Source organism: Pseudoalteromonas sp. SR43-3 (assembly GCF_014163875.1).
In the GTDB taxonomy this organism is placed as follows: Bacteria; Pseudomonadota; Gammaproteobacteria; order Enterobacterales; family Alteromonadaceae; genus Pseudoalteromonas; species Pseudoalteromonas distincta.
In genome coordinates this window covers 351917-377129 of the sequence record NZ_JACJEC010000002.1, presented here as the reverse complement: position 1 = coordinate 377129, position 25213 = coordinate 351917, and the positions used below count along the sequence as shown (strand labels likewise).

At 38.7% G+C, this 25213-nt stretch carries 25 protein-coding genes and 1 tRNA gene; 21 read left to right on the top strand and 5 right to left on the bottom strand.

Annotated elements, in window-relative coordinates; genetic code table 11:
* The first annotated feature begins 15 nt into the window (after positions 1-15).
* The 6 genes from pstA (at position 16) to H5088_RS04040 (ending at position 6413) form a co-directional block, all read left to right on the top strand.
* The gene (gene pstA / locus H5088_RS04065; RefSeq protein ID WP_002957841.1) at positions 16-1665 is read left to right on the top strand and encodes a phosphate ABC transporter permease PstA; all 1650 of its coding nucleotides are present in this window, start codon (positions 16-18) and stop codon (positions 1663-1665) included.
* 27 nt (positions 1666-1692) lie between these two features.
* The gene (gene pstB, locus H5088_RS04060) at positions 1693-2520 is read left to right on the top strand and encodes a phosphate ABC transporter ATP-binding protein PstB (RefSeq protein ID WP_002957840.1); all 828 of its coding nucleotides are present in this window, start codon (positions 1693-1695) and stop codon (positions 2518-2520) included.
* A 46-nt stretch (positions 2521-2566) separates the two neighbouring features.
* Positions 2567-3268 carry a phosphate signaling complex protein PhoU gene (gene phoU, locus H5088_RS04055; protein WP_007586465.1) on the top strand — a complete coding sequence of 234 codons (702 nt, stop codon included), beginning with the start codon at positions 2567-2569 and terminating at the stop codon, positions 3266-3268.
* A gap of 150 nt (positions 3269-3418) precedes the next feature.
* Positions 3419-4096 carry a TIGR00153 family protein gene (locus H5088_RS04050; protein WP_002957838.1) on the top strand — a complete coding sequence of 226 codons (678 nt, stop codon included), beginning with the start codon at positions 3419-3421 and terminating at the stop codon, positions 4094-4096.
* 39 nt (positions 4097-4135) lie between these two features.
* On the top strand, positions 4136-5404 hold the full coding sequence (locus H5088_RS04045) for an inorganic phosphate transporter (RefSeq protein ID WP_182752242.1): 1269 nt from the start codon (positions 4136-4138) through the stop codon (positions 5402-5404).
* A gap of 82 nt (positions 5405-5486) precedes the next feature.
* Positions 5487-6413: a hydrogen peroxide-inducible genes activator gene (locus H5088_RS04040; protein ID WP_002957836.1), complete on the top strand. Its 927-nt coding sequence runs from the start codon at positions 5487-5489 to the stop codon at positions 6411-6413.
* An 18-nt stretch (positions 6414-6431) separates the two neighbouring features.
* On the opposite strand, the gene H5088_RS04035 is transcribed toward H5088_RS04040, so the two are convergent.
* Together H5088_RS04035 and H5088_RS04030 are read right to left on the bottom strand one after the other, a co-directional pair.
* Positions 6432-6644, bottom strand: coding sequence for a hypothetical protein (locus H5088_RS04035; RefSeq protein WP_182752241.1), 213 nt, complete (start codon positions 6642-6644; stop codon positions 6432-6434).
* 191 nt (positions 6645-6835) lie between these two features.
* On the bottom strand, positions 6836-9367 hold the full coding sequence (locus H5088_RS04030; RefSeq protein WP_024597537.1) for a GGDEF domain-containing protein: 2532 nt from the start codon (positions 9365-9367) through the stop codon (positions 6836-6838).
* Between the two features lie 186 nt (positions 9368-9553).
* Here H5088_RS04030 and queA point away from each other — a divergent pair, with 186 nt between their 5' ends.
* The 7 genes from queA to H5088_RS03995 all read left to right on the top strand — a co-directional run bounded on the left by queA (position 9554) and on the right by H5088_RS03995 (position 17840).
* Positions 9554-10585: a tRNA preQ1(34) S-adenosylmethionine ribosyltransferase-isomerase QueA gene (gene queA / locus H5088_RS04025; protein ID WP_002957832.1), complete on the top strand. Its 1032-nt coding sequence runs from the start codon at positions 9554-9556 to the stop codon at positions 10583-10585.
* A gap of 183 nt (positions 10586-10768) precedes the next feature.
* A complete protein-coding gene (gene tgt / locus H5088_RS04020; protein WP_002957831.1) occupies positions 10769-11896 on the top strand; it encodes a tRNA guanosine(34) transglycosylase Tgt in 1128 nt (375 codons plus the stop codon).
* 25 nt (positions 11897-11921) lie between these two features.
* Positions 11922-12257, top strand: coding sequence for a preprotein translocase subunit YajC (gene yajC, locus H5088_RS04015; protein WP_002957830.1), 336 nt, complete (start codon positions 11922-11924; stop codon positions 12255-12257).
* Positions 12258-12276: 19 nt separating this feature from the next.
* Positions 12277-14136 carry a protein translocase subunit SecD gene (gene secD / locus H5088_RS04010; protein WP_002957829.1) on the top strand — a complete coding sequence of 620 codons (1860 nt, stop codon included), beginning with the start codon at positions 12277-12279 and terminating at the stop codon, positions 14134-14136.
* A gap of 9 nt (positions 14137-14145) precedes the next feature.
* On the top strand, positions 14146-15093 hold the full coding sequence (secF, locus tag H5088_RS04005; RefSeq protein ID WP_182682574.1) for a protein translocase subunit SecF: 948 nt from the start codon (positions 14146-14148) through the stop codon (positions 15091-15093).
* 130 nt (positions 15094-15223) lie between these two features.
* Positions 15224-17011 (top strand): bifunctional diguanylate cyclase/phosphodiesterase, encoded by a 1788-nt coding sequence (locus tag H5088_RS04000; RefSeq protein ID WP_182752240.1) that lies wholly within the window; start codon positions 15224-15226, stop codon positions 17009-17011.
* A gap of 19 nt (positions 17012-17030) precedes the next feature.
* Entirely contained in the window at positions 17031-17840 is an 810-nt protein-coding gene (locus H5088_RS03995) for an ABC transporter substrate-binding protein (RefSeq protein WP_182695500.1), read from the top strand.
* 53 nt (positions 17841-17893) lie between these two features.
* Here H5088_RS03995 and suhB read toward each other — a convergent pair whose 3' ends face one another.
* Positions 17894-18697, bottom strand: coding sequence for an inositol-1-monophosphatase (gene suhB, locus H5088_RS03990; protein ID WP_002957826.1), 804 nt, complete (start codon positions 18695-18697; stop codon positions 17894-17896).
* A gap of 243 nt (positions 18698-18940) precedes the next feature.
* Here suhB and H5088_RS03985 point away from each other — a divergent pair, with 243 nt between their 5' ends.
* On the top strand, positions 18941-19357 hold the full coding sequence (locus tag H5088_RS03985; RefSeq protein WP_182682573.1) for a VOC family protein: 417 nt from the start codon (positions 18941-18943) through the stop codon (positions 19355-19357).
* 38 nt (positions 19358-19395) lie between these two features.
* Here the strand turns inward: H5088_RS03985 and H5088_RS03980 are convergent, their stop codons facing one another.
* Positions 19396-20064: a LiaF domain-containing protein gene (locus tag H5088_RS03980; protein WP_182752239.1), complete on the bottom strand. Its 669-nt coding sequence runs from the start codon at positions 20062-20064 to the stop codon at positions 19396-19398.
* A 328-nt stretch (positions 20065-20392) separates the two neighbouring features.
* Here H5088_RS03980 and H5088_RS03975 point away from each other — a divergent pair, with 328 nt between their 5' ends.
* The 4 genes from H5088_RS03975 (at position 20393) to H5088_RS03960 (ending at position 22387) form a co-directional block, all read left to right on the top strand.
* Positions 20393-20959, top strand: a complete 567-nt coding sequence (locus H5088_RS03975; protein WP_182693927.1) for a BON domain-containing protein — start codon at positions 20393-20395, stop codon at positions 20957-20959.
* A gap of 72 nt (positions 20960-21031) precedes the next feature.
* Positions 21032-21190, top strand: coding sequence for a YqaE/Pmp3 family membrane protein (locus H5088_RS03970; protein ID WP_002957822.1), 159 nt, complete (start codon positions 21032-21034; stop codon positions 21188-21190).
* Between the two features lie 369 nt (positions 21191-21559).
* Positions 21560-22057, top strand: coding sequence for a hypothetical protein (locus H5088_RS03965; protein ID WP_182752238.1), 498 nt, complete (start codon positions 21560-21562; stop codon positions 22055-22057).
* 253 nt (positions 22058-22310) lie between these two features.
* Positions 22311-22387, top strand: a tRNA-Ile gene (locus H5088_RS03960).
* Between the two features lie 310 nt (positions 22388-22697).
* On the opposite strand, the gene H5088_RS03955 is transcribed toward H5088_RS03960, so the two are convergent.
* On the bottom strand, positions 22698-23027 hold the full coding sequence (locus H5088_RS03955; protein WP_002957818.1) for a 5-carboxymethyl-2-hydroxymuconate Delta-isomerase: 330 nt from the start codon (positions 23025-23027) through the stop codon (positions 22698-22700).
* 207 nt (positions 23028-23234) lie between these two features.
* On the opposite strand from H5088_RS03955, the gene H5088_RS03950 reads away from it, so the two are divergent.
* From H5088_RS03950 to H5088_RS03940, 3 genes are read left to right on the top strand one after another with little or no spacing between them, the layout of a single operon-like run.
* Complete coding sequence (locus H5088_RS03950; RefSeq protein ID WP_182720025.1) at positions 23235-23720, top strand: CreA family protein; 486 nt, start codon at positions 23235-23237, stop codon at positions 23718-23720.
* 47 nt (positions 23721-23767) lie between these two features.
* A complete protein-coding gene (locus H5088_RS03945) occupies positions 23768-24541 on the top strand; it encodes a hypothetical protein (RefSeq protein ID WP_182752237.1) in 774 nt (257 codons plus the stop codon).
* Positions 24542-24552: 11 nt separating this feature from the next.
* Positions 24553-25191, top strand: coding sequence for a LysE family translocator (locus H5088_RS03940; protein WP_024605480.1), 639 nt, complete (start codon positions 24553-24555; stop codon positions 25189-25191).
* Positions 25192-25213 lie beyond the last annotated feature (22 nt).

The following is a 25213-nucleotide window of genomic DNA, read 5'->3' as shown; positions in this document are numbered from 1 at the left end:
GCGGAGAGACATGACATGGTAAAGCAGTGGTTTAAGTCTGGTTCTCCTTGGATTTGGATGACCGGTGGTGCAGTGAGCATCAGTTTAATTTCAGTTCTAGGCTTATTAGCAATGATAGCCTGGAAAGGATTAAGTTTTTTCTGGCCTTCAGAAGTTGTGCAGTTTGAACTTGAAGGGTCAATTTCAAAACAAACCGTTATTGGCGAAGTTTATGACCGTGAATTAGTACCAAAAACGCGTTTAGCCGCGACAGGTATTGACGTTAGCGGATTTGAAAAAGAAGAAATAGAGCGCTTACTTATTAAAACAGGTAATCGTGAGTATGTAGATTTAGACTTTCGTTGGATATTAGAAACCGACATTAAAAATAAAACAACGCCTGCAACGCTTGCTGTATTTGAGCGTAGTAAAAACGGTAATTTTTATGGTTATGTTGAAAGTGTAATTAAAGATGGTAAACCAGTCGAAGGCGATAAAATTGAAGCTCTACATGAACTTGTAGAGCGTGCCGTGGATTTAAACGACGAAGCACTTGATTTACAAAATGGTGACATTGGGCATATTAACTATGAGCTTGAGCGTCTTCGTTTAAAAGAAAAGGGCTACTTACTAGATAACGCACTCACTGATGAACGTGTTGCTGAGCTTGCTCAAGAGCGTGCTGAATTACGTGCGCAGTATGGTGTACTTGAAAAAGATTTATTTGCACTACGTAAACAAGCTAAACGTGACCACGTAACTGTAAAAGATATGCGCGGTGAAGTAGTTACGATTCCAATGTATCAAGTACTTGATGTTTGGTTTCCAAATGATATGGGCTTTTTTGCAAAGCTAGGGCACTACTTTGTGCAGCTAGGTAAGTTTGTATCTGATGACCCACGTGAAGCAAATACAGAGGGCGGTGTTTTCCCTGCTATATTTGGTACTGTGTTTATGGTTATGCTGATGGCTGTAATAGTGACGCCGTTTGGTGTTGTTGCTGCAATTTACTTACACGAGTATGCCGCTAAAAATGCAGTCACTAAGATGATTCGTATTGCGGTGATTAACTTGGCCGGTGTGCCTTCAATTGTGTACGGTGTGTTTGGCCTCGGCTTTTTTGTATACATGTTAGGTGGTAGCTTAGACCAATTATTTTACCCTGAAGCGGCACCAACGCCAGTATTTGGTACGCCAGGTGTAATGTGGTCGGCGTTAACGCTTGCTATATTAACTTTGCCAGTTGTTATTGTATCGACTGAGGAAGGCTTATCTCGTATTCCAAGTACCGTACGTGACGGTTCACTAGCGCTTGGCGCAACAAAGGTTGAAACGTTATGGCGCATAATTATTCCAATGGCAAGCCCTGCAATTATGACTGGTTTAATACTGGCAGTTGCGCGTGCTGCAGGTGAAGTTGCACCATTAATGTTAGTAGGCGTTGTAAAAATGGCCCCTACATTACCACTTGATGGTAACTTCCCGTATTTTCACTTAGATAGAAAGTTCATGCACTTAGGCTTTCATATATACGATGTTGGCTTCCAAAGCCCTAATGTTGAAGCGGCACGTCCGCTGGTATACGCCACTGCCTTTTTATTGGTGTCGGTGATTATTACCCTAAACATAACGGCCATTGGTATACGTAACCATTTACGTGAAAAATTCAGATCGCTTGAACACTAATTAGTAAAGATTTTATAGGTAACAAAAATGATTACAGTCGCTCCACAAGTAAACCAAGCTAATATTGGTCAAAAGTTAGACCTAGAAAATTTAACGGATGATCAAAAAGCGCTAGAGATTAAAGACCTCGATCTTTACTACGGTGATAAGCAGGCGCTTAATAAAGTTAATATGAACATTCCTAAAGGCCAAGTAACTGCGTTTATCGGGCCGTCTGGGTGTGGTAAATCAACATTACTGCGTTGTATTAATCGCATGAATGATTTGGTTGATATTTGCCGTATTGAAGGTGAAATATTACTCCATGGTCAAAATATTTACGATAAGAGCGTAGATGTAGCAGCACTTCGTCGTAATGTAGGCATGGTGTTTCAGCGCCCTAATCCATTTCCTAAATCAATTTATGAAAATGTAGTTTATGGCCTGCGCTTACAAGGCATTAAAGAGAAACGTAAATTAGATGAAGTAGTAGAGCAATCACTTCGTGGTGCTGCTTTGTGGGATGAAGTAAAAGATAGATTGCACGATAGCGCGTTTGGCTTATCGGGTGGTCAGCAACAACGTTTAGTTATAGCTCGCTCAATTGCAATTGAGCCTGAGGTACTTTTACTTGATGAACCAACATCAGCACTCGACCCTATTTCTACTTTGGTAATCGAAGAGCTAATAAACGATTTAAAAAACAAATTTACCGTTGTTATTGTTACACACAACATGCAACAAGCAGCGCGTGTATCTGATCAAACAGCCTTTATGTATATGGGCGAATTGATTGAATACTCAGACACAAATACCTTATTTACTACACCAACGAAGAAAAAGACTGAAGATTACATTACCGGTCGTTACGGTTAATTAGCCCGTTATAGCGTGTTGTACAAGATTAAGAGAGAAGGTAACTATGGAACATAATATTAATAAGCATATTTCTGGGCGCTTTAACCAAGAACTAGAAAATGTACGTAACCATGTATTGAGTATGGGTGGCTTAGTTGAGCAGCAATTAAATAGCGCGCTTGATGCGGTGAGTCGTAACGATGCTGAGCTTGCTCAAAAGGTACGTCAGAACGATTACAAAGTAAATGCAATGGAAGTCAGCATTGATGAAGAATGTACGCGTATCATTGCTCGTCGTCAGCCTGCAGCAAGTGACTTACGTTTAGTGATTGCAATTGCAAAAACTATTGCAGATTTAGAACGTATTGGCGATGAAGCTGAGCGAATTGCTAAAGTTGCACTAGACTCATTTACTAAAGATCAACAAGACTTGTTAGTAAATATTGAGAATATGGGCCGCCAAGTTCTAAAGATGTTACATGATGTACTAGACGCATTTGCACGTATGGATGTGCAGCGCGCATTTCAAGTACATAAAGAAGATGCAAAAGTTGACCGTGAATATGAAGCTATCACACGTCAAATAATGACTTATATGATGGAAGATCCACGCTCAATCCCTAAAATTATGGACTTAGTTTGGTCTGTTCGTTCATTAGAGCGCATAGGTGATCGCTGTCAAAATATTGCGGAATACATTATTTATTTTGTAAATGGCAAAGATATTCGTCATACATCTCAAGAAGATATAGAAAAATCGCTATAATTTTTTACCTATTTTTCTTTTTTATTAAAGCGGCTTAGTGCCGCTTTGTGCATTGCAAGCCTTAGTGAAGTAATAAAAAGCGTTCACAATCTTGGTTAATACTGTAAAATTCATGCTGCAAAGCATATCAATTTGATTAAAGGGTCAGTTATGCCTACAAACGCGTTTTTAGGAGTATTTGCAAAATCTCCTATCAAACCAATGGAAGAACACATCAAGAAGGTTCATCAAGCAAGTAAAGCTTTGATACCTTTTTTTAATCACGTATTTAAAGAAGAGTGGGTACAAGCTGAAGAGCTTCGCATCACTATTCGCAATTTAGAACGTGAAGCTGATGATATGAAAAGAGATATACGCTTACAATTGCCACGTGGTTTATTCATGCCGGTAGAGCGTACAGATCTTCTCGAATTAGTAACTCAACAAGATAAAATTGCCAATAAAGCAAAAGATATTGCAGGACGAGTGATTGGTCGTGAAATGACCATTCCTAAAGTTATGCAAGCTGATTTCTTAGCTTACTTAACCCGTTGTGTAGATGCGACTAAACAAGCATCTAAAGCAATTAACGAATTAGAAGAATTGCTAGAAACGGGTTTTAAAGGTCGAGAAGTCACCTTAGTAGAAAAAATGTTAGTTGAATTGGATGCCATAGAACAAGACACGGACGAAATGCAGATAAAAGTACGCCGCCAGCTACGTGATGTAGAAGGTGAGTTAAATCCAATTGATGTGATGTTTTTATATAAAATCATTGAATGGGTTGGCGAGCTTGCAGATATTGCAGAGCGCGTAGGATCACGTCTTGAGCTGATGTTAGCTCGTTAATTTAAAATCAGTTCAAACACGAAAGATTAAGGTTTTACAATGGATATCATTGCATCTTACGGCACGGTATTAATTTTAATTGCCGCAGCAGTCGGCTTTTTTATGGCTTATGGTATTGGCGCGAACGACGTAGCGAACGCCATGGGTACATCTGTAGGTTCAAAAGCGCTAACAATCAAACAAGCTATTTTTATAGCGATGATTTTTGAATTTGCAGGCGCCTATTTAGCAGGTGGTGAGGTTACATCAACAATTCGTAAAGGAATTATTGATGCAGCACCATTTGCAGATATTCCGGAATTAATGGTTCTGGGTATGATTTCGTCTTTATTTGCAGCCGGTGTTTGGTTATTAATGGCCTCGTTCTTAGGTTGGCCTGTATCTACAACTCACTCAATCATTGGTGCAATCATTGGTTTTGCGTTAGTTGCAGTAGGTACTGAGGCGATTCAATGGGATAAAGTAGGTGGTATTGTAGGTAGTTGGATTATAACACCTGCCATATCAGGCTTTATTGCATACTTAATATTCATGAGTGCACAAAAACTTATTTTTAATACAGATGCACCACTAAAAAATGCTAAACGTTATGTCCCTCTTTATATGGGCTTAGCAGGTTTTATCATGGCATTGGTTACAATTAAAAAGGGCTTAAAGCACGTTGGTATAGACCTAGGCTCAGCTGAAGGCTATGCACTGTCAGTAGGTGTTGCAATAGTTGTTGCTGTGATTGGTAAAATTGCCATATCTCGCTTAAATATTGATCCAAAAGCAGATAAACAAATGCAGTTCAACAATGTTGAAAAAGTATTTGCTGTTCTTATGGTACTTACAGCATGTTGTATGGCATTTGCACATGGTTCTAATGATGTTGCTAATGCAATTGGTCCACTAGCAGCTGTTGTAAACATTGTTGAAAACAATGGTGAAATTGCTAAAAAAGCAGCTATTGCTTGGTGGATTCTACCTCTAGGTGGTTTTGGTATTGTTGCTGGTCTTGCTATTTTAGGCAAAAAAGTAATCAAAACAATTGGTGAAGGTATTACACATTTAACACCTAGCCGTGGTTTTGCTGCTGAACTAGCTGCTGCTTCTACCGTTGTTATTGCCTCAGGTACTGGTATGCCAATCTCTACTACTCAAACCTTAGTGGGTGCGGTATTAGGTGTAGGTATGGCACGTGGAATTGGCGCGCTTAACATGGGTGTTATCAGAAACATTGTAGTTTCTTGGGTAATTACATTGCCAGTTGGCGCTGCCCTTGCTATTGTTATTTTCTACGTACTAAGAACCGCATTTGGGGTTTAATAAAAAAGTACTCAAAGACTTTTAGCTTGAAAAGATCTCAATGCCCTAGGTGTTGGGGTCTTTTTATTTGTGGAAAGAAAAAATGACTAACCTTCCAAGTATTAAACAACTACAGTATTTATTAGCTGTTCATCAACATCAGCACTTTGGCAGAGCCGCTAGTGCCTGCTTTATAGGACAATCTACTTTAAGTAGCGCTATTCAAAATCTTGAAGAAACACTAGGCTGTCAGCTAATTGAGCGTGAAAATCGCAGCCTGATGTTTACCAGTATTGGTGAAGAAGTTGTTGAGCGTTCTCGTAAAATAATTAACGATACAATTAGTTTAAAAGAGCTTACAAAAAGCTTTTTAACACCACTAAGTGGTAAGCTGACTGTGGGTGTTATACCTACAATTGCAAGCTTTATAGCGGCTCCGCTTTATCATTTTTGTAAAGAAACCTTTTGTGATTTAGAGCTGGTATTAATTGAAGATACGAGTGACAAGCTACTGGATAAACTTGAACATGGGCATATTGATTTAGCGCTACTTGCACTGCCGTACGAAACAGATAAATTTCATACACAAGTATTGGCAAAAGATCAGTTTAGTTTAGTGCACCATAAGGATTACAGCGCTGCAAAGGGCGTAGTCGACTTTAATCTATTACCAGAGGCTAGCGTATTCTTATTAGAGCGCGAGCACTGCATGACGGGCCATGCGCTTAGTGCATGTCACTTAAACCGTGCCAGTTGTATTAACCCATTTGAAGCTGCAAGCTTACATACTCTATTAAGCATGGTTGAGCATCAGCTCGGGGTGACTTTTTTACCACAGATGGCGATTAATGCGGGTATTTTAGATAATAAAAATATGGTGGCTACACCATCACAAAGTGATGCATATAGAGATATTGGTATCTTGTGGCGTAAAACTACGGGCCGAATTCGAGACTTTAGGCTATTTAGTCAACAGCTTGAGGTGTTTTTAAAGCGTCAATGTAGTTTAGATTTTTCTAAAGCAGAATAATAAGTGAACTAAAGCAGCCTACAAAGGCTGCTTTTGATTTTGACGATGGCTTTCAAAAGGCTCAAGTTCAGGTAAAAATAATAAATAAATCCATACCACCAAGTTAAAGTAAGGCACACAGCCTAATACAGTAAAAACCTTAACTGGGTAGCCTTTAATATTCGCGTAGCGGTAACACTGATACGCGATTGCAAAATGTATAATCAGTAATAACATAACTAGTTGTGTCATACCTTCTTCCTTAAAAGCTTAAATAGCTTTGAAACCCACTATAAATATCGGTACTACGCCGCCAAAAGGTAATGTCATGTTTTTAAAGTGAAATACATAAAAAGGCACGACATTTTTTATTTGATGCTGAAAGTATAGGCAAGAAAGGTAATATTGGTAGTAATAAAATGATTAAAATTGTTTAATTTTGTTTATTTTGGGCTAGCTTGTTGTTGGTAAAACGTTTTATTTTTAGAAATTTTTTCGAGTTCATCTTTTACTTTTTCAACAGGTATTGGACGTGCAATAAAGTAGCCTTGCCCATAATCAACACCAATTTCTTTTAGTGCAAAAAATATCTCTTCGTTTTCAACGTACTCAGCTACAGAGCGCTTATCGAGAGACCGACTAATATCATTTATTGCTTTTACTAACGCTAAATCTATAGGGTCATTGAGCATATCACTTACAAATGAGCCGTCAATTTTCACATGCTGTGCTGGTAGCTGTTTTAAATAATTAAATGTACTAAATCCAGTTCCAAAATCATCGATAGAAAAATGACAGCCTAAGCTATTAAGCTTCTCAATCATTTTACGAGTGGCCTTTAGGTTATTGATACTCGCAGATTCAGTTATTTCAAAAATTATCCGCGAAGCAGGCACGTTATACTTTTCAAGGTTTGATTCAATTAATGGCAATAAGCGTTCATCTAAGAACGATTGTGCTGACAAATTAATAGCAACTTGGTTTAACTCTGGGTGCTTAGATACACAAGCAATAGCATTACGTATAACGCATTGATCCATCAAAAATGTGTCGTTAAGCATTTCTAAAGAGGGAATAAACTGATTTGGGTATACGAGTTCACCTTTTAGTTTTAAGCGTAAAAGCGCTTCAAAATAAGCAACTTTACACTCTTTAAAATCCCAAATAGGTTGGTAATGTAGTTCAATATTATCTTGCTGTAGTGCTTGGCGAATTTCGTGGCCCCATTCAAGCCCTGTTTGTAGTGTATTGTTTTGAGCATCTTCTTTTGAATAGCAATGTACTAAGTTACGCCCTAGGTTTTTGGCAATATACAAAGCAATATCGGCTTGTTTTAAACACTCATTAGGGTCGTTATTTTGTGTCGTGATTTGAGTTAAACCAATAGAGCAGCTAATAGTGTATATCTGATCTTCTGATTTAAAAGCATGTTTTTCTATCGCACTACACACACCTTCTGCAATAAGGTGTGCATCCAGTAAATTCATATTGGTAAGTATGACTGCAAATTCATCCCCACCAATTCTGCATACCAGGTGATCGTCGCCAATATTTGCTTTAAATAATTGCGCCACTTCTTTTAAAACTATATCGCCCTGATGATGGCCTTTACTGTCGTTTATTATTTTAAAGTGATCGAGGTCAATATAAATAACAGCATGCTCTATGCCATCATAGGTGTATTTATCTTGGCATATTTTATTAAGCTGTTGATCAAAATAATAACGATTATGTAAACCAGTTAATGGGTCATGGTGTGCTAAATGACGTAGTTGAATCTCAGCTTGCTTTCGTTCGTGTATATTGTCGATAGTTGCGGTTATAGTCGCGTTGTTACGACTATTTTTTATTAGCTGCAATCTGCATTCAACCCAAATTAAATTGCCATTTTTGTGGGTTAACTTTACTTCTATTTGTTGCTGTTGCTCGCCACCATGTAAAATATCGTTAATAGTGTAGTCAAGCCTTCCTTTATCTTCGTTATTACAATAAGCGCTTAATGGGTTTTGTAGTGATGATTTAACACCAAAACCGCTTAATGTTTCCCATGCGGGGTTAATAAAACGAATATTACCTTGCTGATCGAGCTCTAAAACAACTGTATTTAAGTGCAATAAAATACGCTGATGAGCTGAAAATAACTCTTTGTAACGCACTTCGCTCACGCTTAATTGTTCTACTTTGTAAGCAAATTCAGCATAACTCACCATAAAATCTTCACGTCGTGCGGCGTGGTCACACACTTTGTTTAAAAATGAAGGATCGTAAGGGGCTCTAATAAAGTCGGTAACACCCGAAAGCAAAAGCTGCTCAGCGTAATCGGCATCGTCACTTTCTATAATTGTAACAATAGCTTGTTTAGAATTGTGCTGGAGGATTTCTTCAACGAGTACACTCGAGCTCTCTGCACTTGATGTAGTGGCATCGAGTAGCACAATTGAAAACTGCTGTTGGTTATAAGCGTTAAGTGCCGCTTTAGCTGAAGTTACGTGAGTGATAGCAAAGTTTAACTTTAACTGTTCACTTATTTTGTCTGCCGTATTTTGAAGTGGCTCTAATAATAATAAGTTTAGCCGGCTACTTTTTTCTAAGTGAGTAGATAAAACATTCGCAAGTACTTGAGGGAGCATATCTTTGTGCTCAAACGGTAGTACAGCATCTATCCCATAGCTTCGGGCTGTTGTTTCGGCAATCCGCTCACAGTAAATTGGCGGAATAAGTAAGATTGGTGTGTTTTTTGGTGTTTTTAATAATCCTGAGCGGATCATCCTAGAAAAGCGCCAGCCATCAATTTTACCAACATTAATGCCCGTTATTATAATATCAACAGGGTGTTGTTTTAAAAGCTTTAAAGCTTGTTGGCTGTCTTGGGCATCAATAAAGGTAAATACATTTAAGCTATCTAAAGTGCCCTTAATCGCGCGACGTTCAGCACTACTTGCGTTTAATATTAGCAATTTAAGCTGGTTTGGCACGAGTTGAACACCCCTAATATAACTTATAATAATTTAGCCGAACAAGAATAGTGACATTTAACCATAAGAACAAGAGAATTTAATGGCAAACACGCAAACAGACATTATAAGTTTGGCTGATTTCTTGAGCTTAATATCCGATACATATACACTTGGCGCGATTTTAAATGATGTGGATTACTAATTATGCGCGTGGCTGACTTTAGCTTTGACTTACCTGATGAATTAATAGCTCGTTTTCCTAAAGCGGACAGAACCAGCAGCCGTCTACTCACTTTAGATGGCCCAAGCGGAACTTTAGAACATAAAGTGTTTAGCGATATACTTGATTTAGTAAACGAAGGCGATTTATTGGTCTTTAACAATACACGCGTTATTCCAGCACGTATGTTTGGTCAAAAAGCTTCAGGCGGAAAAGTTGAAGTACTTGTAGAGCGGGTATTAGATGAGCATCGCGTACTTGCGCATGTACGGGCAAGTAAGTCGCTTAAGGTCGGTAACGAAGTTATTTTAGAAGGCAAAGCCAAGGCAATAATGGTTGCACGCCACGATACTTTATTTGAGCTTGAGTTCGATCATAGCCAAAACGTGTTAGATATACTTAATGATATTGGCCATATGCCACTGCCTCCTTATATTGACCGACCTGATACCGATGCTGACCGTGAGCGTTATCAAACTGTTTATGGAGAAAAACCAGGTGCAGTTGCAGCACCAACTGCAGGTCTACATTTTGACGATAAGTTAATGACAGCACTCAAAGATAAAGGCGTAAACATGGCTTTTGTTACGCTACACGTTGGCGCTGGTACTTTTCAGCCGGTACGAGTTGATAGTGTTGATGAGCATGTGATGCACTCAGAGTACATAGAAGTACCTGATGACGTAGTTGCAGCTGTTGCGCAAACTAAAGCAAATGGTGGGCGTGTAATTGCGGTAGGCACAACTTCAGTTCGCTCATTAGAGTCGGCTGCTAAAGTTCACGGCGGCAAGTTAGATACGTATTTTGGTGATACCGATATATTTATTTTTCCGGGTTATCAATTTAATGTTGTTGATGCCATGGTCACAAATTTTCACTTACCAGAATCAACGCTTATAATGTTAGTCAGCGCATTTAGCGGCCAAGACAATATTATGGGCGCTTACAATACTGCAATAGAGCAGCAGTACCGCTTTTTTAGTTATGGCGACGCCATGTTTTTAACACGAAAGTAACAAAATATTGTTTAATACTCAGTAGAATATATTAAAACCCCCAGCTTAGTTGCTGGGGTTTTTGTTTGCGGCAATTGGCAAAACTGAATTTATCGCAGCTAATAGTATTAGTGAGGCAAAAAGGGTAGAATCAGGCGGTTAAATTATAGCTTGTTGGACTGTTTTTCCGACATTGAGGATGATATGAAATTTGAATTAGATTGTACTGACGGAAAAGCGCGCCGCGGCCGCTTAATTTTTGACCGTGGTGTAATAGAAACACCTGCTTTTATGCCTGTTGGTACTTACGGTACTGTAAAAGGTATGACGCCAGATGAAGTTAAAGCCACTGGTGCGCAAATATGTTTAGGTAATACCTTTCATTTAATGCTTCGCCCAGGTACTGAGATCATTAAACAACATGGTGATTTACACGACTTTATGAATTGGGACTTCCCAATTTTAACTGACTCAGGCGGTTTTCAAGTATTTAGCTTAGGCGCAATGCGTAAAATTACTGAAGAAGGCGTTTTATTTCAATCTCCAGTAAATGGTGATGAAATTATGATGTCGCCTGAAAAGTCGATGGAAGTACAGCGTGACTTAGGTTCAGACATCGTTATGATTTTTGACGAGTGTACGCCATACCCAGCGACTGAAAAAGAAGCTAAAGATTCTATGGAGTTATCTCTTCGTTGGGCTAAGCGCTCAAAAGAAGGGCATGGCGATAATCCATCTGCTTTATTTGGTATTATCCAAGGTGGTATGTACCCAGAATTACGTGCACAATCACAAGCTGGCCTTGAAGAAATTGGTTTTGACGGTTATGCATTAGGTGGCCTATCAGTAGGTGAGCCTAAAAACGAAATGATGAATATCCTTGATCATTGTGCGTTTAAAATGCCAGAAGACAAGCCTCGTTACCTTATGGGTGTAGGCAAGCCAGAAGACTTAGTTGAGTCGGTTCGCCGTGGTATTGATATGTTTGACTGTGTTATGCCAACACGTAATGCGCGTAACGGCCATTTATTTATTACCACGGGTGTAGTAAAAATACGTAACGCAGTGCATAAAACAGATACAGGGCCACTTGACCCTGAGTGTGATTGCCATACGTGTAAAAACTATTCACGAGCTTATTTGCATCACCTTGATAAATGTAACGAAATTTTAGGTGCGCGACTAAACACAATTCATAACTTACGTTACTATCAACGTGTTATGGAAGGTTTACGTAATGCAATTAGCGAAGGTAAATTAGAAGAATTTGTACAAGATTTTTATGCTCGCCGAGGCCAAGATGTGCCAGAGTTAGCAGATATAAAAAATTAAACTTTAAAATTAAAGAGGAAGTATCATGAGTTTATTTATTTCAAATGCACACGCAGCAGCTGGTCAACCTGCGGCAGGCGGTGGTTGGGAAATGCTAATAATGTTAGCTATTTTCGGTTTGGTTTTTTACTTTTTAATCTACCGCCCACAAGCTAAGCGCGTTAAAGAGCACAAAAGCTTAATGAGTATGATGGCTAAAGGTGATGAAGTACTTACCCAAGGCGGTTTAGTGGGTAAAATTGTGAAAATTTCTGAAGAGAAAGATTTCATCGTTATCTCTTTAAACGAGCAAGCAGAAGTTACAGTACAAAAATCTGCAGTATCTGCAGTATTGCCAAAAGGCACAATGAAGTCGCTATAAAAATAATAAGGACGACCCCGTGTTAAACAAGTTTCCAGTTTGGAAGTATTTACTTGTTTTAGCTGTGGTAGCCATTGGCCTTTTATATGCCTCTCCAAACTTGTATGGTCGTGATCCGGCCATACAAGTTTCAGGTGCTAAAGGCGCTGATGTCGATCTCAGTGTTGTAGACAAAGTAAACGCAATCCTTAAAACAAATAATGTAACCGCTAAATCGACAATACTTGAAGATGGACAAATTTTAGTTCGTTTAAAAAATGTTGAAGAGCAACTTAAAGCGCATGACTTACTGCGTGATTCGCTGAGCGATGATTACATTTCTGCTATTAATATGGCACCTGCTCAACCAGCTTGGTTAAAAGCGGTTGGTGGTAACCCTATGAAGCTAGGTCTTGATTTAAGTGGTGGCGTACATTTCACCATGGAAATCGACATGGCAACAGCGGTTGATAACCAGCTTGAGCAAATGGAACAAGATTTTCGCAGTGACCTGCGCGAAGAAAAACTACGTTATCGTAGTGTTCGCCGCGTAGCAGGCTCCGATCGTATGCGTGTAGAAATGCGTACCGAAGAAGACAAAAATGCTGCAGAGAGTTTCTTAGAAACTCGCTACCCGCTAAATGTCTACATTGATGACAGCAGTAACGATAAAGCATTTTTTGCGACAATGAGTGAGCAAAAACTCAAAGAGATTCGTGACTATGCTATCAAGCAAAATGAAACGATTATTCGTAACCGTATCAACCAAATTGGTGTTGCAGAGCCTAACGTACAACGCCAAGGCGCTGAGCGTATTATTGTTCAACTACCAGGCATTCAAGATACTGCACGTGCTAAAGAAATTTTAGGCGCAACAGCAACACTTGAATTTCGTGAAGTAGACGAAAACGCTGATATTAGCGCTGCTGCTCAAGGTCGTATCCCTGCGGGTACTGAAATGATCATGAGCCGCGACGGTTACCCTGTTGTACTTAAAAAGCGTATTATTCTAGAAGGCAGCCATATAACTGGCGCGCAATCTGGCGCTGATGAATACCAACGCCCGCAAGTGAGTATTACGCTAGATAGCAAAGGTGGGGCAAAAATGAATGCCTTTACCAAACGTGCTATTGGTAAGCGTATGGCAACGGTATTTATTGAGTACAAGCCATCAGGTAAAAAAGATGCAGATGGTAAAGCGCTTCCGCCTATTAAGGTTGAAGAAGTTATTAACGTAGCAACAATTCAAGCACGTCTTGATCGCTCGTTCCGTATTACAGGTATCGATAACCCAGCTGAAGCACATAACTTAAGTTTGCTACTTCGTGCAGGTGCGCTTGTAGCACCAATTCAAATTGTTGAAGAGCGCACTGTAGGTCCAAGTTTAGGTCAAGAAAATATTGAAGCGGGTATGACTGCGGTTGCACTTGGTTTTGCGTTTGTACTTGTGTTTATGCTTGTGTACTACAAAGGCTTTGGTATGGTTGCAAACCTTGCGCTTGCGGCTAACTTAGTACTAATTGTAGGTGTTATGTCTTTAATTCCGGGCGCTACACTTACGCTACCAGGTATTGCCGGTATTGTATTAACGGTAGGTATGGCGGTTGATGCTAACGTACTTATTTTTGAACGTATTCGTGAAGAGCTGGCCGATGGCCGTAGCCCTCAACAAGCGATTCATTTTGGTTACGATAGCGCATTTAGCACTATATTTGATGCCAACATCACGACACTAATTGCTGCCATTATACTGTTTGCAGTGGGCACTGGTCCGATTGCGGGCTTTGCAGTGACACTTGCCATTGGTATTTTAACTTCAATGTTTACAGCCATCGTTGGTACCCGTGCGGTAATCAACTTATTTGTTGGTGGTAAACGCATTGATAAACTTTCGATTTAAGGAGCAGACATGCAAATTTTAAGTTTGGGTAGTAGAACCCTTCGTTTCATGTCTCTTCGAAAAGTGGCTATGGGTTTCTCGACGCTACTAATTTTAGCGTCGTTTGCATCAATTTTTATCAAAGGCCTAAACTTTGGTTTAGATTTTACCGGCGGTACTGCGGTAGAAGTGGGTTTTTCACAACCGGCTGACCTTAAAAAAGTACGTGATGCACTAGCTGATAATGGTTTTGCTGATGCATCAGTGCAGCTATTTGGTTCAAGCCAAGAAATTTTAGTTCGCTTAGCACCACGCGGTAGCGATGTAAAAGCTGAAGTAATTGGTAACCAAGTAATCGATGCACTTAAAAAAGCAGACGACAGCGTAGTAATGCGCCGTATTGAATTTGTAGGCCCAAGTGTAGGTGAAGACTTAAAAGAGCAGGGTGGCCTTGCCATGTTAACTGCGCTTATTTGTATCTTAATCTACGTTGCGTTTCGTTTTGAATGGCGCTTTGCAGTAGGTGCGGTAGGTGCACTACTACACGATGTTATCATTACTGTGGGTTTATTTTCGGTATTAGGTTTAGAGTTTGATTTAACTATATTAGCGGCAATTCTTGCGGTAATTGGTTATTCACTCAATGATACGATTGTTGTATCAGACCGTATACGTGAAAACTTCCGTAAGGTACGCATTGACGATACGATAGAAATTATTGATATTTCACTTACGCAAACACTTAACCGTACACTTGTAACATCAATCACGACTATTTTAGTATTGATTGCCTTGTTTACATGGGGCGGACAAACCATTCATGGTTTTGCAACTGCATTACTGTTTGGTGTGTTTATTGGTACTTATTCTTCGATTTATGTTGCAAGCTCTGTTGCTATAGCAATGGGCGTAAGCAAAGAAGATTTAATACCAGAAGTAATAGAAAAAGAAGGCGCAGACCAAGACGCTATGCCGTAACTAGGTTTGTACTTAATAAAAACCGCTCTTATGAGCGGTTTTTTTATGAGCGCATTTTTTTTGCGCAATAAAAATGTCATACACACTTGGTACTTTATTGCTCCAATCAAAATAGTTGTAAGGCAAATACGTGACGATTCAGCGCAAAGTATTAGAGTACATTTTAAAAAGCGGTGAAATAACTACGCTGTTTCAGCCTATCTTTGATATTAGTAATCAAGTTATTTTAGGTTACGAAGCACTTAGTCGAGGACCTAAAAATAGCCCGTTAGAAATGCCTAATACGTTATTTAAAGTTGCCCATGAGGAAGGTTTAATTTCGGAGCTTGAATTACTATGTCGCTCAAAAGCGATTGAAAACTTTGTAAGGCTTAATCTACAAGGTAAATTATTTTTAAATGTAAGCCCTAAAACACTATTAGACCCTTGCCACCCTAAAGGGGAAACACTGCACCTAATAGAGCAATTTGGCTTAGCTGCTAACCGTGTAGTTATAGAGGTTACTGAGCAAGAAAAAGTAGATGATGGCTTCTTGTTATTAAAAACGATTGCCCATTACCGAGAGCTCGGTTTTACTATAGCAATAGATGATTTAGGCGCTGGGTATTCAGGGTTAAAGCAATGGTCTGAACTATGCCCCGACTTTGTAAAGATTGACCGCTATTTTATTGATCATTGTGATGAAAGCGAAGTTAAAAAAGAGTTTTTGAAATCTATTACCGTTTTGGCTAGAGCTACTAATACTCAGGTTATTGCCGAGGGCATAGAGCGCGCAGAAGAGCTTACATTGGTAGAGAATTTAGGTATTAGTAATGTACAAGGGTTTTTACTCGAAAAGCCAAGCATAAAGCCAAGTGAGGACTTCAGCTCAGAACAGCTGCAGGCACTTTCATTTGTGCAATCAAACGCATTATTAGAACAATCAATGGCCATAGGTCGCCTATCGATTACGCAACCTGCAATAAATAGTGATACTCGTTGTAAAGATGCACATAAGCTCTTTGAGCAAGATAAATTACTTATAAGTATTGCAGTGTTAAGTACTGAAAACCAGCCAATAGGGCTACTTCACAGAGATCAATTAACAGAAGTTTTTGCAGCGCCCTATGGACATGCCCTTTACGATAAACGCCCAGTTACTGCACTTATGGACAAGCAGCCATTAGTCGTTGACGAAAACCAATTACTCGATACCGTAAGTAAACAAATAACTGAGCAAGACTTTGATATACGCCGCCATATAGTGATAACCAGAGAAAACGCTTATTTAGGTTTAGCGCCGCTTCGCGATATTTTAAAACACATAACCGAAGAAAAAATACGCCATGCACAACACGCTAATCCACTGACTATGCTCCCTGGTAATGTGGCAATTAATGAAGCTATAGAGCAGCGATTAAAAGGTAGTAATCCGTTTTCACTCGCGTATATAGACTTAAATCATTTTAAGCAATTTAATGACTTATACGGCTACGCTAGCGGCGACAGTGTAATTAAACTATTAGCTGATGTAACAGTGCAAGCGTGTAAAAATAGTGCTAACTTTGTAGGACATATAGGTGGCGATGACTTTATGGTGGTGTTTGATCAGCACAACGCGGTTGATATATGTAATACCATTATTGAGCAATTTCAACTCCAGTCTCGTATATTTTTTACACCTGAGCACATAAAGAGCGAAGGGTATTGGGCCACAAATCGTGAAGGAGAAAAGCAATTTGTGCCGCTACTAACGTTATCGATTGGCTTAGTTGAGCCTGATTTACAACAATGTAAAAACAGTCACCAAGTTGCAGCACTCGCAACTGATGCTAAAAAAGAAGCCAAACGTTATCGCCATAGTTATTTGTTTATTTGCAAACGTAAAGGGCCTGCGCCCGCAGTGGTGCGCCTAGCAAGCAATAAGCAGGTAATTTAAATAAAAATAGGTAATTATTATGTTGCCAATAAAAATCTCGACCAGTGTACTTGGTCTGCTTGCAAGTTTTGCACTTATGGCGCAAGAGCAAATAATTAATGTAGCCCAAAAGCAAGATACTCAAAACGCACGAGAAGAGTACTTAAGTGAGCTACTGGTACGTGCACTTGAGAGTGTTAACTATCCTGGGGTTATTAGGATGACTCCCATATCAGATCAGCAAAAACGTAAGCTCATAAACCTAAATGATAACGAACTAGATATGTATTGGAGTATGAGTAGTCCAGAGCGAGAGGCACTTGCTTTAGCTATTAAAATACCACTATTTAAAGGTTATATAGGAAAGCGGGCTTTACTCACTAATAAACAAAACGTAGCACGCTTTAAAGACGTAAAAACCCTAGAGCAGCTAGGAGAGTTTTCAGCAGTGCAGGGTCACAACTGGCCAGATACAAGAATAATGTCCTATAACGGCTTACGTGTAAGGCCGCTTACCAATTACCAAGCCATGTTCACTTTAACGAGCCGTGGGCGAATAGATTACTTTCCTCGCTCGTTTATTGAGGTTAATTCTGAGCTTATTGAAAACAAACAAAGTAACTTAGTCGTTGTGCCTGATTTATATATAAGCTACCCAACGGGTATTTATTATTTTGTGACTAAGAGTAAACCCGAATTGGCAAAGGCAGTAGAGGAGGGCTTAATATTAATGCAGACAAACGGCGAGTTTGATGCATTATTTAATGAATACTTCGCAAAGGATTTAAATACACTACCTTATACAAAAGGTAAAACAATAGAGATTAAGCTCGATAACCCTTATTTTTAGGCACAAAAAAAGGAGCCTAGGCTCCTTTTTAGTATGCTATTAATAGCATTTAATTAGCGAAGTAACGACTCAGTTAATACTGGACGAATTTCGCGGATAATTGCTTGAGTCAGTTTTGGTGAACCACAGATAATATTGCCGCTGTGGTTATAGTTATTACCACCGGCGAAATCTACAACCATACCGCCCGCTTCTTTAACCATTAGTTCGCCCGCAGCAGAGTTCCAAGGTTTTAAACCAATTTCAAAAAATCCATCAACACGGCCAGCTGCAACGTATGCCATATCTAAAGCAGAACAACCTGCACGGCGAATATCAGCAGTGTGTACAAACAATGCTTTAAACGCTTCAGTGTATGCATCCATGTGGTTTTTGTTTTTGAAAGGGAAACCAGTAGCAAGTACAGTGCCTGCAAGAACCGTAGTTTTGCTAACGCGTAGACGTTTACTGTTTAACTGAGTGCCTTGACCGCGAGATGCAGTGAAAAGCTCACCACGAATTGGATCATAAATAACAGCTTGGTCTAAACGACCTTTAACTTTAAGTGCGATAGAAACCGCGTAATGAGGGATACCTTTGATGAAGTTAGTTGTTCCATCGATAGGATCTACAATCCATTGGTAATCATCATCCTTGCCTTTATGCTCACCTAGTTCTTCACCAACAATTGAGTGAGTAGGGTAAGACTGTAAAATAGTGTCACGAATTACGGCTTCGGCTTCTTTATCAATGTTAGTTACTAAGTCGTTAGCGCCTTTTTGTTGCACTTCAACTTTTGATAAATCTTCACTTGCGCGAAGTAAAATTTTGCCTGCGTTGCGCGCAGCGCGAACCGCAATGTTTAACATTGGATGCATGGTATTACCTTTGGGTTGTAAAAGAACGTTTATATATTTCAGCCGGCGTATTTTAGCGACTTTTGCCATAAAGTAAACAATAAACCCCAAATACTTGTGTTTGTTTTTTATACAAGATTGAAAAGTTTATATATTTTTAAAAAATAATTATCTGCATTTAAATAAATTAAATTTAAATAACACTTTACCTAAAGTTAACTTGAGGTTTTATCGTGCTCCTAACTTAACTGATAGGATAACATTATGTATTTAGAGCACGTAAACTTAGTCGCGAGTGATATAGATAGTATGCTTACATTTTATCGCGCTGTATTTCCACATTGGTCGATTAGAAGTGAGGGCAGAGGCGATTGGCATGGAAAACCAAGACGCTGGGTACACTTTGGAGATGACACGCATTACATTGCGATAAGCAGTCATGGTGAAGGTGAAAACAGAAACTTATCGGGCCATCAAATTGGTTTTGCACACTTTGCTTATGTAACTAATAATTTAAGCGCAGTAGTAATGCGCTTAAATAAAGTGGGTTTTACTCTAAGCAAGCAAGGTAACGAGAATCCTTTCAGAAAGAATGTCTACTTTATTGATCCTGCAGGGTTTGAAGTTGAGTTTGTAGAGTATTTAAGTGATATACCAAGCGAGCGAAATAACGATTTATAATAAAATACTAAGCAGCACGCTAAAGTGCTGCTACTCAATTATAGTGAGCGATTATTATTAGCCGTGCCAAACTGGGTTTTTAGCTCATTTGCAAAGCTTATAAATTTTTCTTTAATTGTGCGCTTTATTTTTACCTCAACCGAGCCCATTACTGCCTTTCCTTCAATATGAATTGTAGGGCCTTGGCGTTTGTTAAGCGACACAGATTTATTTTCAAGGCTACTTAAAATACAAAACATTTTAGACACTACATTGACATGCTCTGGTACGTAAATTTCATCGCTACCAAAAATACAGTTAACGTGAATAGTTACATTTTGATGCGCAAAAATAGCATCGGTAAAATCAAGCACCACCGATCCCATAAAGTTACTCAAATATATATTTTTTGGCACAACCCACTGACCACTTCGCTCGTTAGATCCTAAAATACTGCGTAATGTAAAATCATCATCACTGTTTTGCTGTGCACTATAATGTGGTGTAAATTGCGATTGTTTTTCTGCTTTATATTGCTGATCGGTATTAAGTGTTAAGTCTTCTACTAAGGCTAGCAGAGCTTCGTTATTAGGTGCATCCATCGCATTATCTAAACGTCTTTCGAATGCATCAACAGAAATAACACCATGACTGTAATTATGAATTAATTGATCAATCACTTGTTCGCGTACTTGCTCTATTGGGCGGTCTTCAACTTTTACAGACATGAGTTATTCCTTATTATATTTACTATTGATACTGCTCTTGTAGTTAGGCTGCAAACCGCGTACCAAATATAATTTCATTAATTATCAATTGGTTATTTTTTAACGGTGTTTTTTGTTTTGTTATATTAACGATAGATTAACCAAAAGAGCAATTATCTAGCTATTTTCACTATTTGAGAAAGTTTTACCGAGTAGCCTGTAAATAGTTACACAAACATAGATAAGGTTTTATCTTTTAATTAATTCAAGCCTTTGAATTTTAAGTATAAATAAAGTTGGCCTGAAGCTCGCATTAGTTAAAGTGTCTTTAATCAAAAGGAGAAAGATTATGAAAACATTTAACAAATCTATTATCGCAGCTCTAGTTCTTGGTACTACGGCTATGGGTGCCCAAGCAAACAGCTGGGAAAACGAAAGTAAAGATGCTTGGATTGATGGTAAGGCAGAAACCGTTCTACTTATGAACACTAATCTAAACAACTTTGACATTAACACTGATGTAAAAAATGGCAAGGTAGTACTTACAGGTAAAGTTAATAGCGAACTCGATAAAGAGCTAGCAGAAGAACTTGTACTTAGCCTAGATGGTGTAACTGATGTTGATAACAGCCTTACTGTTGTTAAAAGCATGGACACCGAAGATAAAAACAACGACATGATGGACGATGATGATAACGACCTAACGGACGCTAAAATCACTACTGTAATCACAACTCGCTTCCTGTTTGACTCAGAAGTAGGTGGTACAGACATTGATGTTGATACCGACAACGGTGTGGTAACTCTGAATGGCTCTGTAGAGTCTGAAGCTGAAAAGCAACTAGCAGTTAAAATTGCTAAAAATGCTGAAGATGTTCGCGACGTAGTTGATAAACTAGCTATTGTTGCTGAATAATACAGTATAGTTAAGGCCCAGTAATACTGGGCTTTAAGTCTTTTCAATGTTTAATTTAAATGGAGTTTGATCATGGATATTATTCGTATAATACTTTCGGTTTTATTACCGCCATTAGGTGTGTTTTTGCAAGTTGGCTTAGGTATGCATTTTTGGTTAAATATTCTATTAACACTGCTAGGTTATTTCCCAGGGTTAATACATGCAATCTACATTATTGCGAAAAAATAATGACAGATTATATATTGTGTAAGCCGACTACTGAGGTCTAGCTAAATACTTTAGTACCGATCGGCTCACAATATTAGTTTTTAGATGGTTTTTAGGTTAAATCCAATTTTTAAAGCTCTTCAACCCATTAATTCACTTCCATAACTCACTCCCAATATTATTTTCAAACTATACTTATTGTTTACTAATAAGCTTTCCAGCTAAAAGTCGCGCTCTGATTCTGATTTGTTGCCATTTAGGAAATCTTCAACATTAGTGTGTTTATACATCTATAATATACAATCAAATACCTTATTATTTAGTGACAATATTACCTTCACTTCTAGTGTTATCATTAAACTAGGTTTTTAGGCATATTGAGGTAGTTAATTGAATATTCGACTTATACTGTCAGGTGTTGTGTCTTTCGTTTTTTATTTTAGTTGGGCCTTCTGGGCAAATAGTGCGGCAGACATTGCTAAATCGGTCACTTTTCAAGCTGCATTAGTGCAAGGGTTGTATAGTGGATTTGTAACGCTATTTTTTACCTTTATTTTAGAAAAGGTCGTCAACAAGTATAAGTTTAGTTATGTAACGCTTGCGTTCGTAACTCCAATTATTTGTATGTTTCATTCTAAAACACCACAAAACGTCGCAATACGACAAAGTTTTAATAATGCAATTAACTCTAGCGCCTCGTATTTAAGTAATAAAAAAATAGCAGGCGTACTTTTTGCGCCTATTATTCCGATTACTGTTCAATCGAGCTTAGTGATTATGGTGAATGTAGTTAATCAGACACCTAATCTGGCACTGACAGTAGCCCCAAGCATATTTTTTACAGCCTTGTATGCCTACACATATATGTTAGCTTTGCTTAAAAAGTAGAGGGTTAAATATAAAAGACTATATGGGATAGGTTTTGTTTATAATTTAATGCAGTGAATAGCACGGTAAATATCTTACATTTTATGTTTATGCCCACTTAAAAGATTACTATTTAAGCAGTTAGCTTGTTGATTGTTAAAATAAAGGTTTTTGGTAGTGACAAGCACCTAAAAAGTTTTTATACTGCAACCCGCTTTAGTCGCTCTGTGACTGAACGCTTCAAAAATTAACTGCCTAGCAGTTATATAAAGTTGGCCCCTTAGCTCAGTTGGTTAGAGCACACGACTCATAATCGTTAGGTCCCCAGTTCGAGTCTGGGAGGGGCCACCACTTTTACAAATTTCCCAAGTAAATATCTATCCAAATTATTTAAAGCTACATTAATTTAATATTGTGTAATTTTTATTCTTTAGTTACCCCTAAGAATAAACGTAATCTAAATAAAGTTAATCCATAGATTAAGCTAAGCTTTCTTAAATTTGGAATAGTGCGAATGCACTATTAAATTCCAGCGTTAGATCAGATGCTTTGCTTTATAAGTGACAGTGATCAGCATTTAATGTCAGAAGACAAAAAAGCCCCTATTGGGGCTTTTTACTTACTAGTGTTTACTTTTATTGCTCAAAGCTACAAGAGTTAACTAATTTTTACGGTATATCTCATGCTCAATATCGTAAATATTTACGCTTAAACTGTCTGATGCTCTGCAGTATGTTTTTAAGCATGAAAGTAGCAGTTCGCTTAACATTTGTTTTTGCTCAATTGAGCGTCCTGCCAAAATATGTACCGCGATATGTATAAACCCTGATTTTCCTGCGCCAAGTTGATATTGCTGATAAGCAATAGCGCGTGTTTTGATGGTTTCTAATTCAAACAAGTTACTTTCGAAAGCGGTTGTATGAATTTTTTCTACCAGTACTTGAGGTAAAACGGGGAGGTCTTCTGAGTGTTCAATAATAATGTGCGGCATTTAGGCGTTTCCTATTATGAGTTACTGCATGAGCGAGAGGTAATTGTACCAAATACAAGAGGGGTCACTAAACCCTGAGCTATCTAAAATCTTTACTTTAAACTAATTTAGTCGTATTTATTTTTGATGTTAGTATAAAAACAAACAGGTGAACCTTCGCTTAGTAACTTATCTACTAAGTTACCTATATATTGATTAAGGATAAGTATGAAATTACCACATAAATTTAAACGTTTAGCTTTACTTGCAGGTGCAATTGTTACGTTAAGTGCTTGCTCTGACGATGTTGCTTCGGTAAGCCTTGGGTTATTTACAACTAAAGATGTTGTGGTGAATTCGCAGCAAGATCCTATTGTTGAGGGCGTTACTTGTCATATTAGTCATATAGAGGCTAATTTGGACTTTTCTGATCCCTCTGATATGTCTATAGCGTGTCGTCAAACGGGGCCAATTACAGCGCAGCAGCTACAAAAAATAGACCGCAGCAAATCGGGCGAGGTGATCTTTAAATCATCTAAAAGTATATTATTTAAATCACTAAAAGTGCGTCGTATTTACGATGCTGAAAATCGTACTTTATTGTACTTATCGTACTCAACTAAAGAGTCCAGTGGAAGCCACCACCATGCGCTATCAACAGTGCCGCTATACAATACTCAAGCGTGGGACTGGGCGCTTACACAAAAAGACTAAGTTAGCACCTACGTAAGCACCTAAACTAAAACCTAAAAGAGCACACTATGTTAGCTTTATTTAAATCAAAGCCATTATTAGAGCAGCAAGAACAGCAATGGCTTATTGATACATTTATTTGGGCTGTAGAAAACTTTGATGCTGAGTTTTTTACAAAGCACACTCAAATAATACTGCCAACGGCCACTTTTTTCCCTGATTCGGTATCGAGCATTGAAGAAATGGCGAGTAATGTTTTTAACCGCGTTACTAATTACGCGGGTATGAACGCATGGCCTATCCAACTAGTTGCACCGCAGCAATTACAACCGCAAGTTTTTCCACACTTTGAATTTAGCAATGAAATACGTGGCGAAGGCAGCCATCTAATTGTGCCGCCAAGCCATACGATTAATATTTCTTTTAATCCTAACCAGATTAATCAGCCACAAGATTTAGTGGCTAGTTATGCAGGTACTCTGGCCACCATACTTATTCATCACGTTGGGGTGCTACCGCCAGGTGGTAGGGAGTATTTACCACAAGCTGCTGATGCACTTGCTTGTTTTTTAGGGTTTGGTGTGATGATGAGTAATACGGTGTATCAGTTTAAAGGCGGGTGTGGCTCTTGCTATAACCCATACGCTAACCGTGAAGCTAAGTTAAGTGAAACGCATACGGTATTTATGCATGCCCTAATTAGTTACTTTAAAAACGATAAAGTGTCTAAAAAGCATTTAAAGCCGCATTTACGTGGCCAGTTTAAAAAAGCACAAAAAGAAATTAAAGCATTGGTAAATAACTCGGCCAACCCGCTGTTATTATCTTATTCGCCAAACTAGCAAGGATCTGCGTGGAATACTTAGATGAATTTTTACTGATTGTTATTGCTCATTTTTTTGCAGTAGCAAGCCCTGGGCCCGACTTTGCCGTTGTGCTCAAGCAAAGTGTGCAACAAGGTAGGCGCAATGCATTGTGGACAAGCGCCGGTGTTGGCGCTGCTATTTTACTGCACGTTGCCTATTGCGTTTTAGGTGTCGCGCTTATTTTAACGCAATCGCCTAGTTTATTTATGGCGCTCAAGTACCTTGCTGGTGCATATTTAGCTTACTTAGGCGTACAAGCTCTTAGAGCTGCAAAACCGCCTGAAAGTAATGAAGGCGAGGCTGTAAAAGATGTTGAAAACAAAACCGTTCAAGAGGAACCCGTTTGGGTGGCTTTTAGGCGCGGCTTTTTCACCAATGCATTAAACCCAAAAGCCACGTTATTTTTTATGTCGTTATTTACACTCGTGATTAGCCCAACAACACCTACTAGCATACAAGTCGGCTACGGCGTATACATGGCATTGGCTACTTGGGCGTGGTTTTCAATGCTTTCAATGATGCTTTCTCGAGATAATGTAAGGGGCTTTTTCCAACAACGCGGTTATTGGTTTGACCGTGGAATTGGCATTATTTTAATTGCACTTGCAGTACGTGTTGTTATTTAACTTATTCAAAAAGCGCAGGAGA

Bases quoted from the DNA above. Each gene is read 5' to 3' on its own strand.
- pstA (WP_002957841.1), top strand. From the start codon at position 16: ATGGTAAAGCAGTGGTTTAAGTCTGGTTCTCCTTGGATTTGGATGACC.
- pstB (WP_002957840.1), top strand. From the start codon at position 1,693: ATGATTACAGTCGCTCCACAAGTAAACCAAGCTAATATTGGTCAAAAG.
- phoU (WP_007586465.1), top strand. From the start codon at position 2,567: ATGGAACATAATATTAATAAGCATATTTCTGGGCGCTTTAACCAAGAA.
- H5088_RS04050 (WP_002957838.1), top strand. From the start codon at position 3,419: ATGCCTACAAACGCGTTTTTAGGAGTATTTGCAAAATCTCCTATCAAA.
- H5088_RS04045 (WP_182752242.1), top strand. From the start codon at position 4,136: ATGGATATCATTGCATCTTACGGCACGGTATTAATTTTAATTGCCGCA.
- H5088_RS04040 (WP_002957836.1), top strand. From the start codon at position 5,487: ATGACTAACCTTCCAAGTATTAAACAACTACAGTATTTATTAGCTGTT.
- H5088_RS04035 (WP_182752241.1), bottom strand. From the start codon at position 6,644: ATGACACAACTAGTTATGTTATTACTGATTATACATTTTGCAATCGCG.
- queA (WP_002957832.1), top strand. From the start codon at position 9,554: ATGCGCGTGGCTGACTTTAGCTTTGACTTACCTGATGAATTAATAGCT.
- tgt (WP_002957831.1), top strand. From the start codon at position 10,769: ATGAAATTTGAATTAGATTGTACTGACGGAAAAGCGCGCCGCGGCCGC.
- yajC (WP_002957830.1), top strand. From the start codon at position 11,922: ATGAGTTTATTTATTTCAAATGCACACGCAGCAGCTGGTCAACCTGCG.
- secF (WP_182682574.1), top strand. From the start codon at position 14,146: ATGCAAATTTTAAGTTTGGGTAGTAGAACCCTTCGTTTCATGTCTCTT.
- H5088_RS03995 (WP_182695500.1), top strand. From the start codon at position 17,031: ATGTTGCCAATAAAAATCTCGACCAGTGTACTTGGTCTGCTTGCAAGT.
- suhB (WP_002957826.1), bottom strand. From the start codon at position 18,697: ATGCATCCAATGTTAAACATTGCGGTTCGCGCTGCGCGCAACGCAGGC.
- H5088_RS03985 (WP_182682573.1), top strand. From the start codon at position 18,941: ATGTATTTAGAGCACGTAAACTTAGTCGCGAGTGATATAGATAGTATG.
- H5088_RS03980 (WP_182752239.1), bottom strand. From the start codon at position 20,064: ATGTCTGTAAAAGTTGAAGACCGCCCAATAGAGCAAGTACGCGAACAA.
- H5088_RS03975 (WP_182693927.1), top strand. From the start codon at position 20,393: ATGAAAACATTTAACAAATCTATTATCGCAGCTCTAGTTCTTGGTACT.
- H5088_RS03970 (WP_002957822.1), top strand. From the start codon at position 21,032: ATGGATATTATTCGTATAATACTTTCGGTTTTATTACCGCCATTAGGT.
- H5088_RS03955 (WP_002957818.1), bottom strand. From the start codon at position 23,027: ATGCCGCACATTATTATTGAACACTCAGAAGACCTCCCCGTTTTACCT.
- H5088_RS03950 (WP_182720025.1), top strand. From the start codon at position 23,235: ATGAAATTACCACATAAATTTAAACGTTTAGCTTTACTTGCAGGTGCA.
- H5088_RS03945 (WP_182752237.1), top strand. From the start codon at position 23,768: ATGTTAGCTTTATTTAAATCAAAGCCATTATTAGAGCAGCAAGAACAG.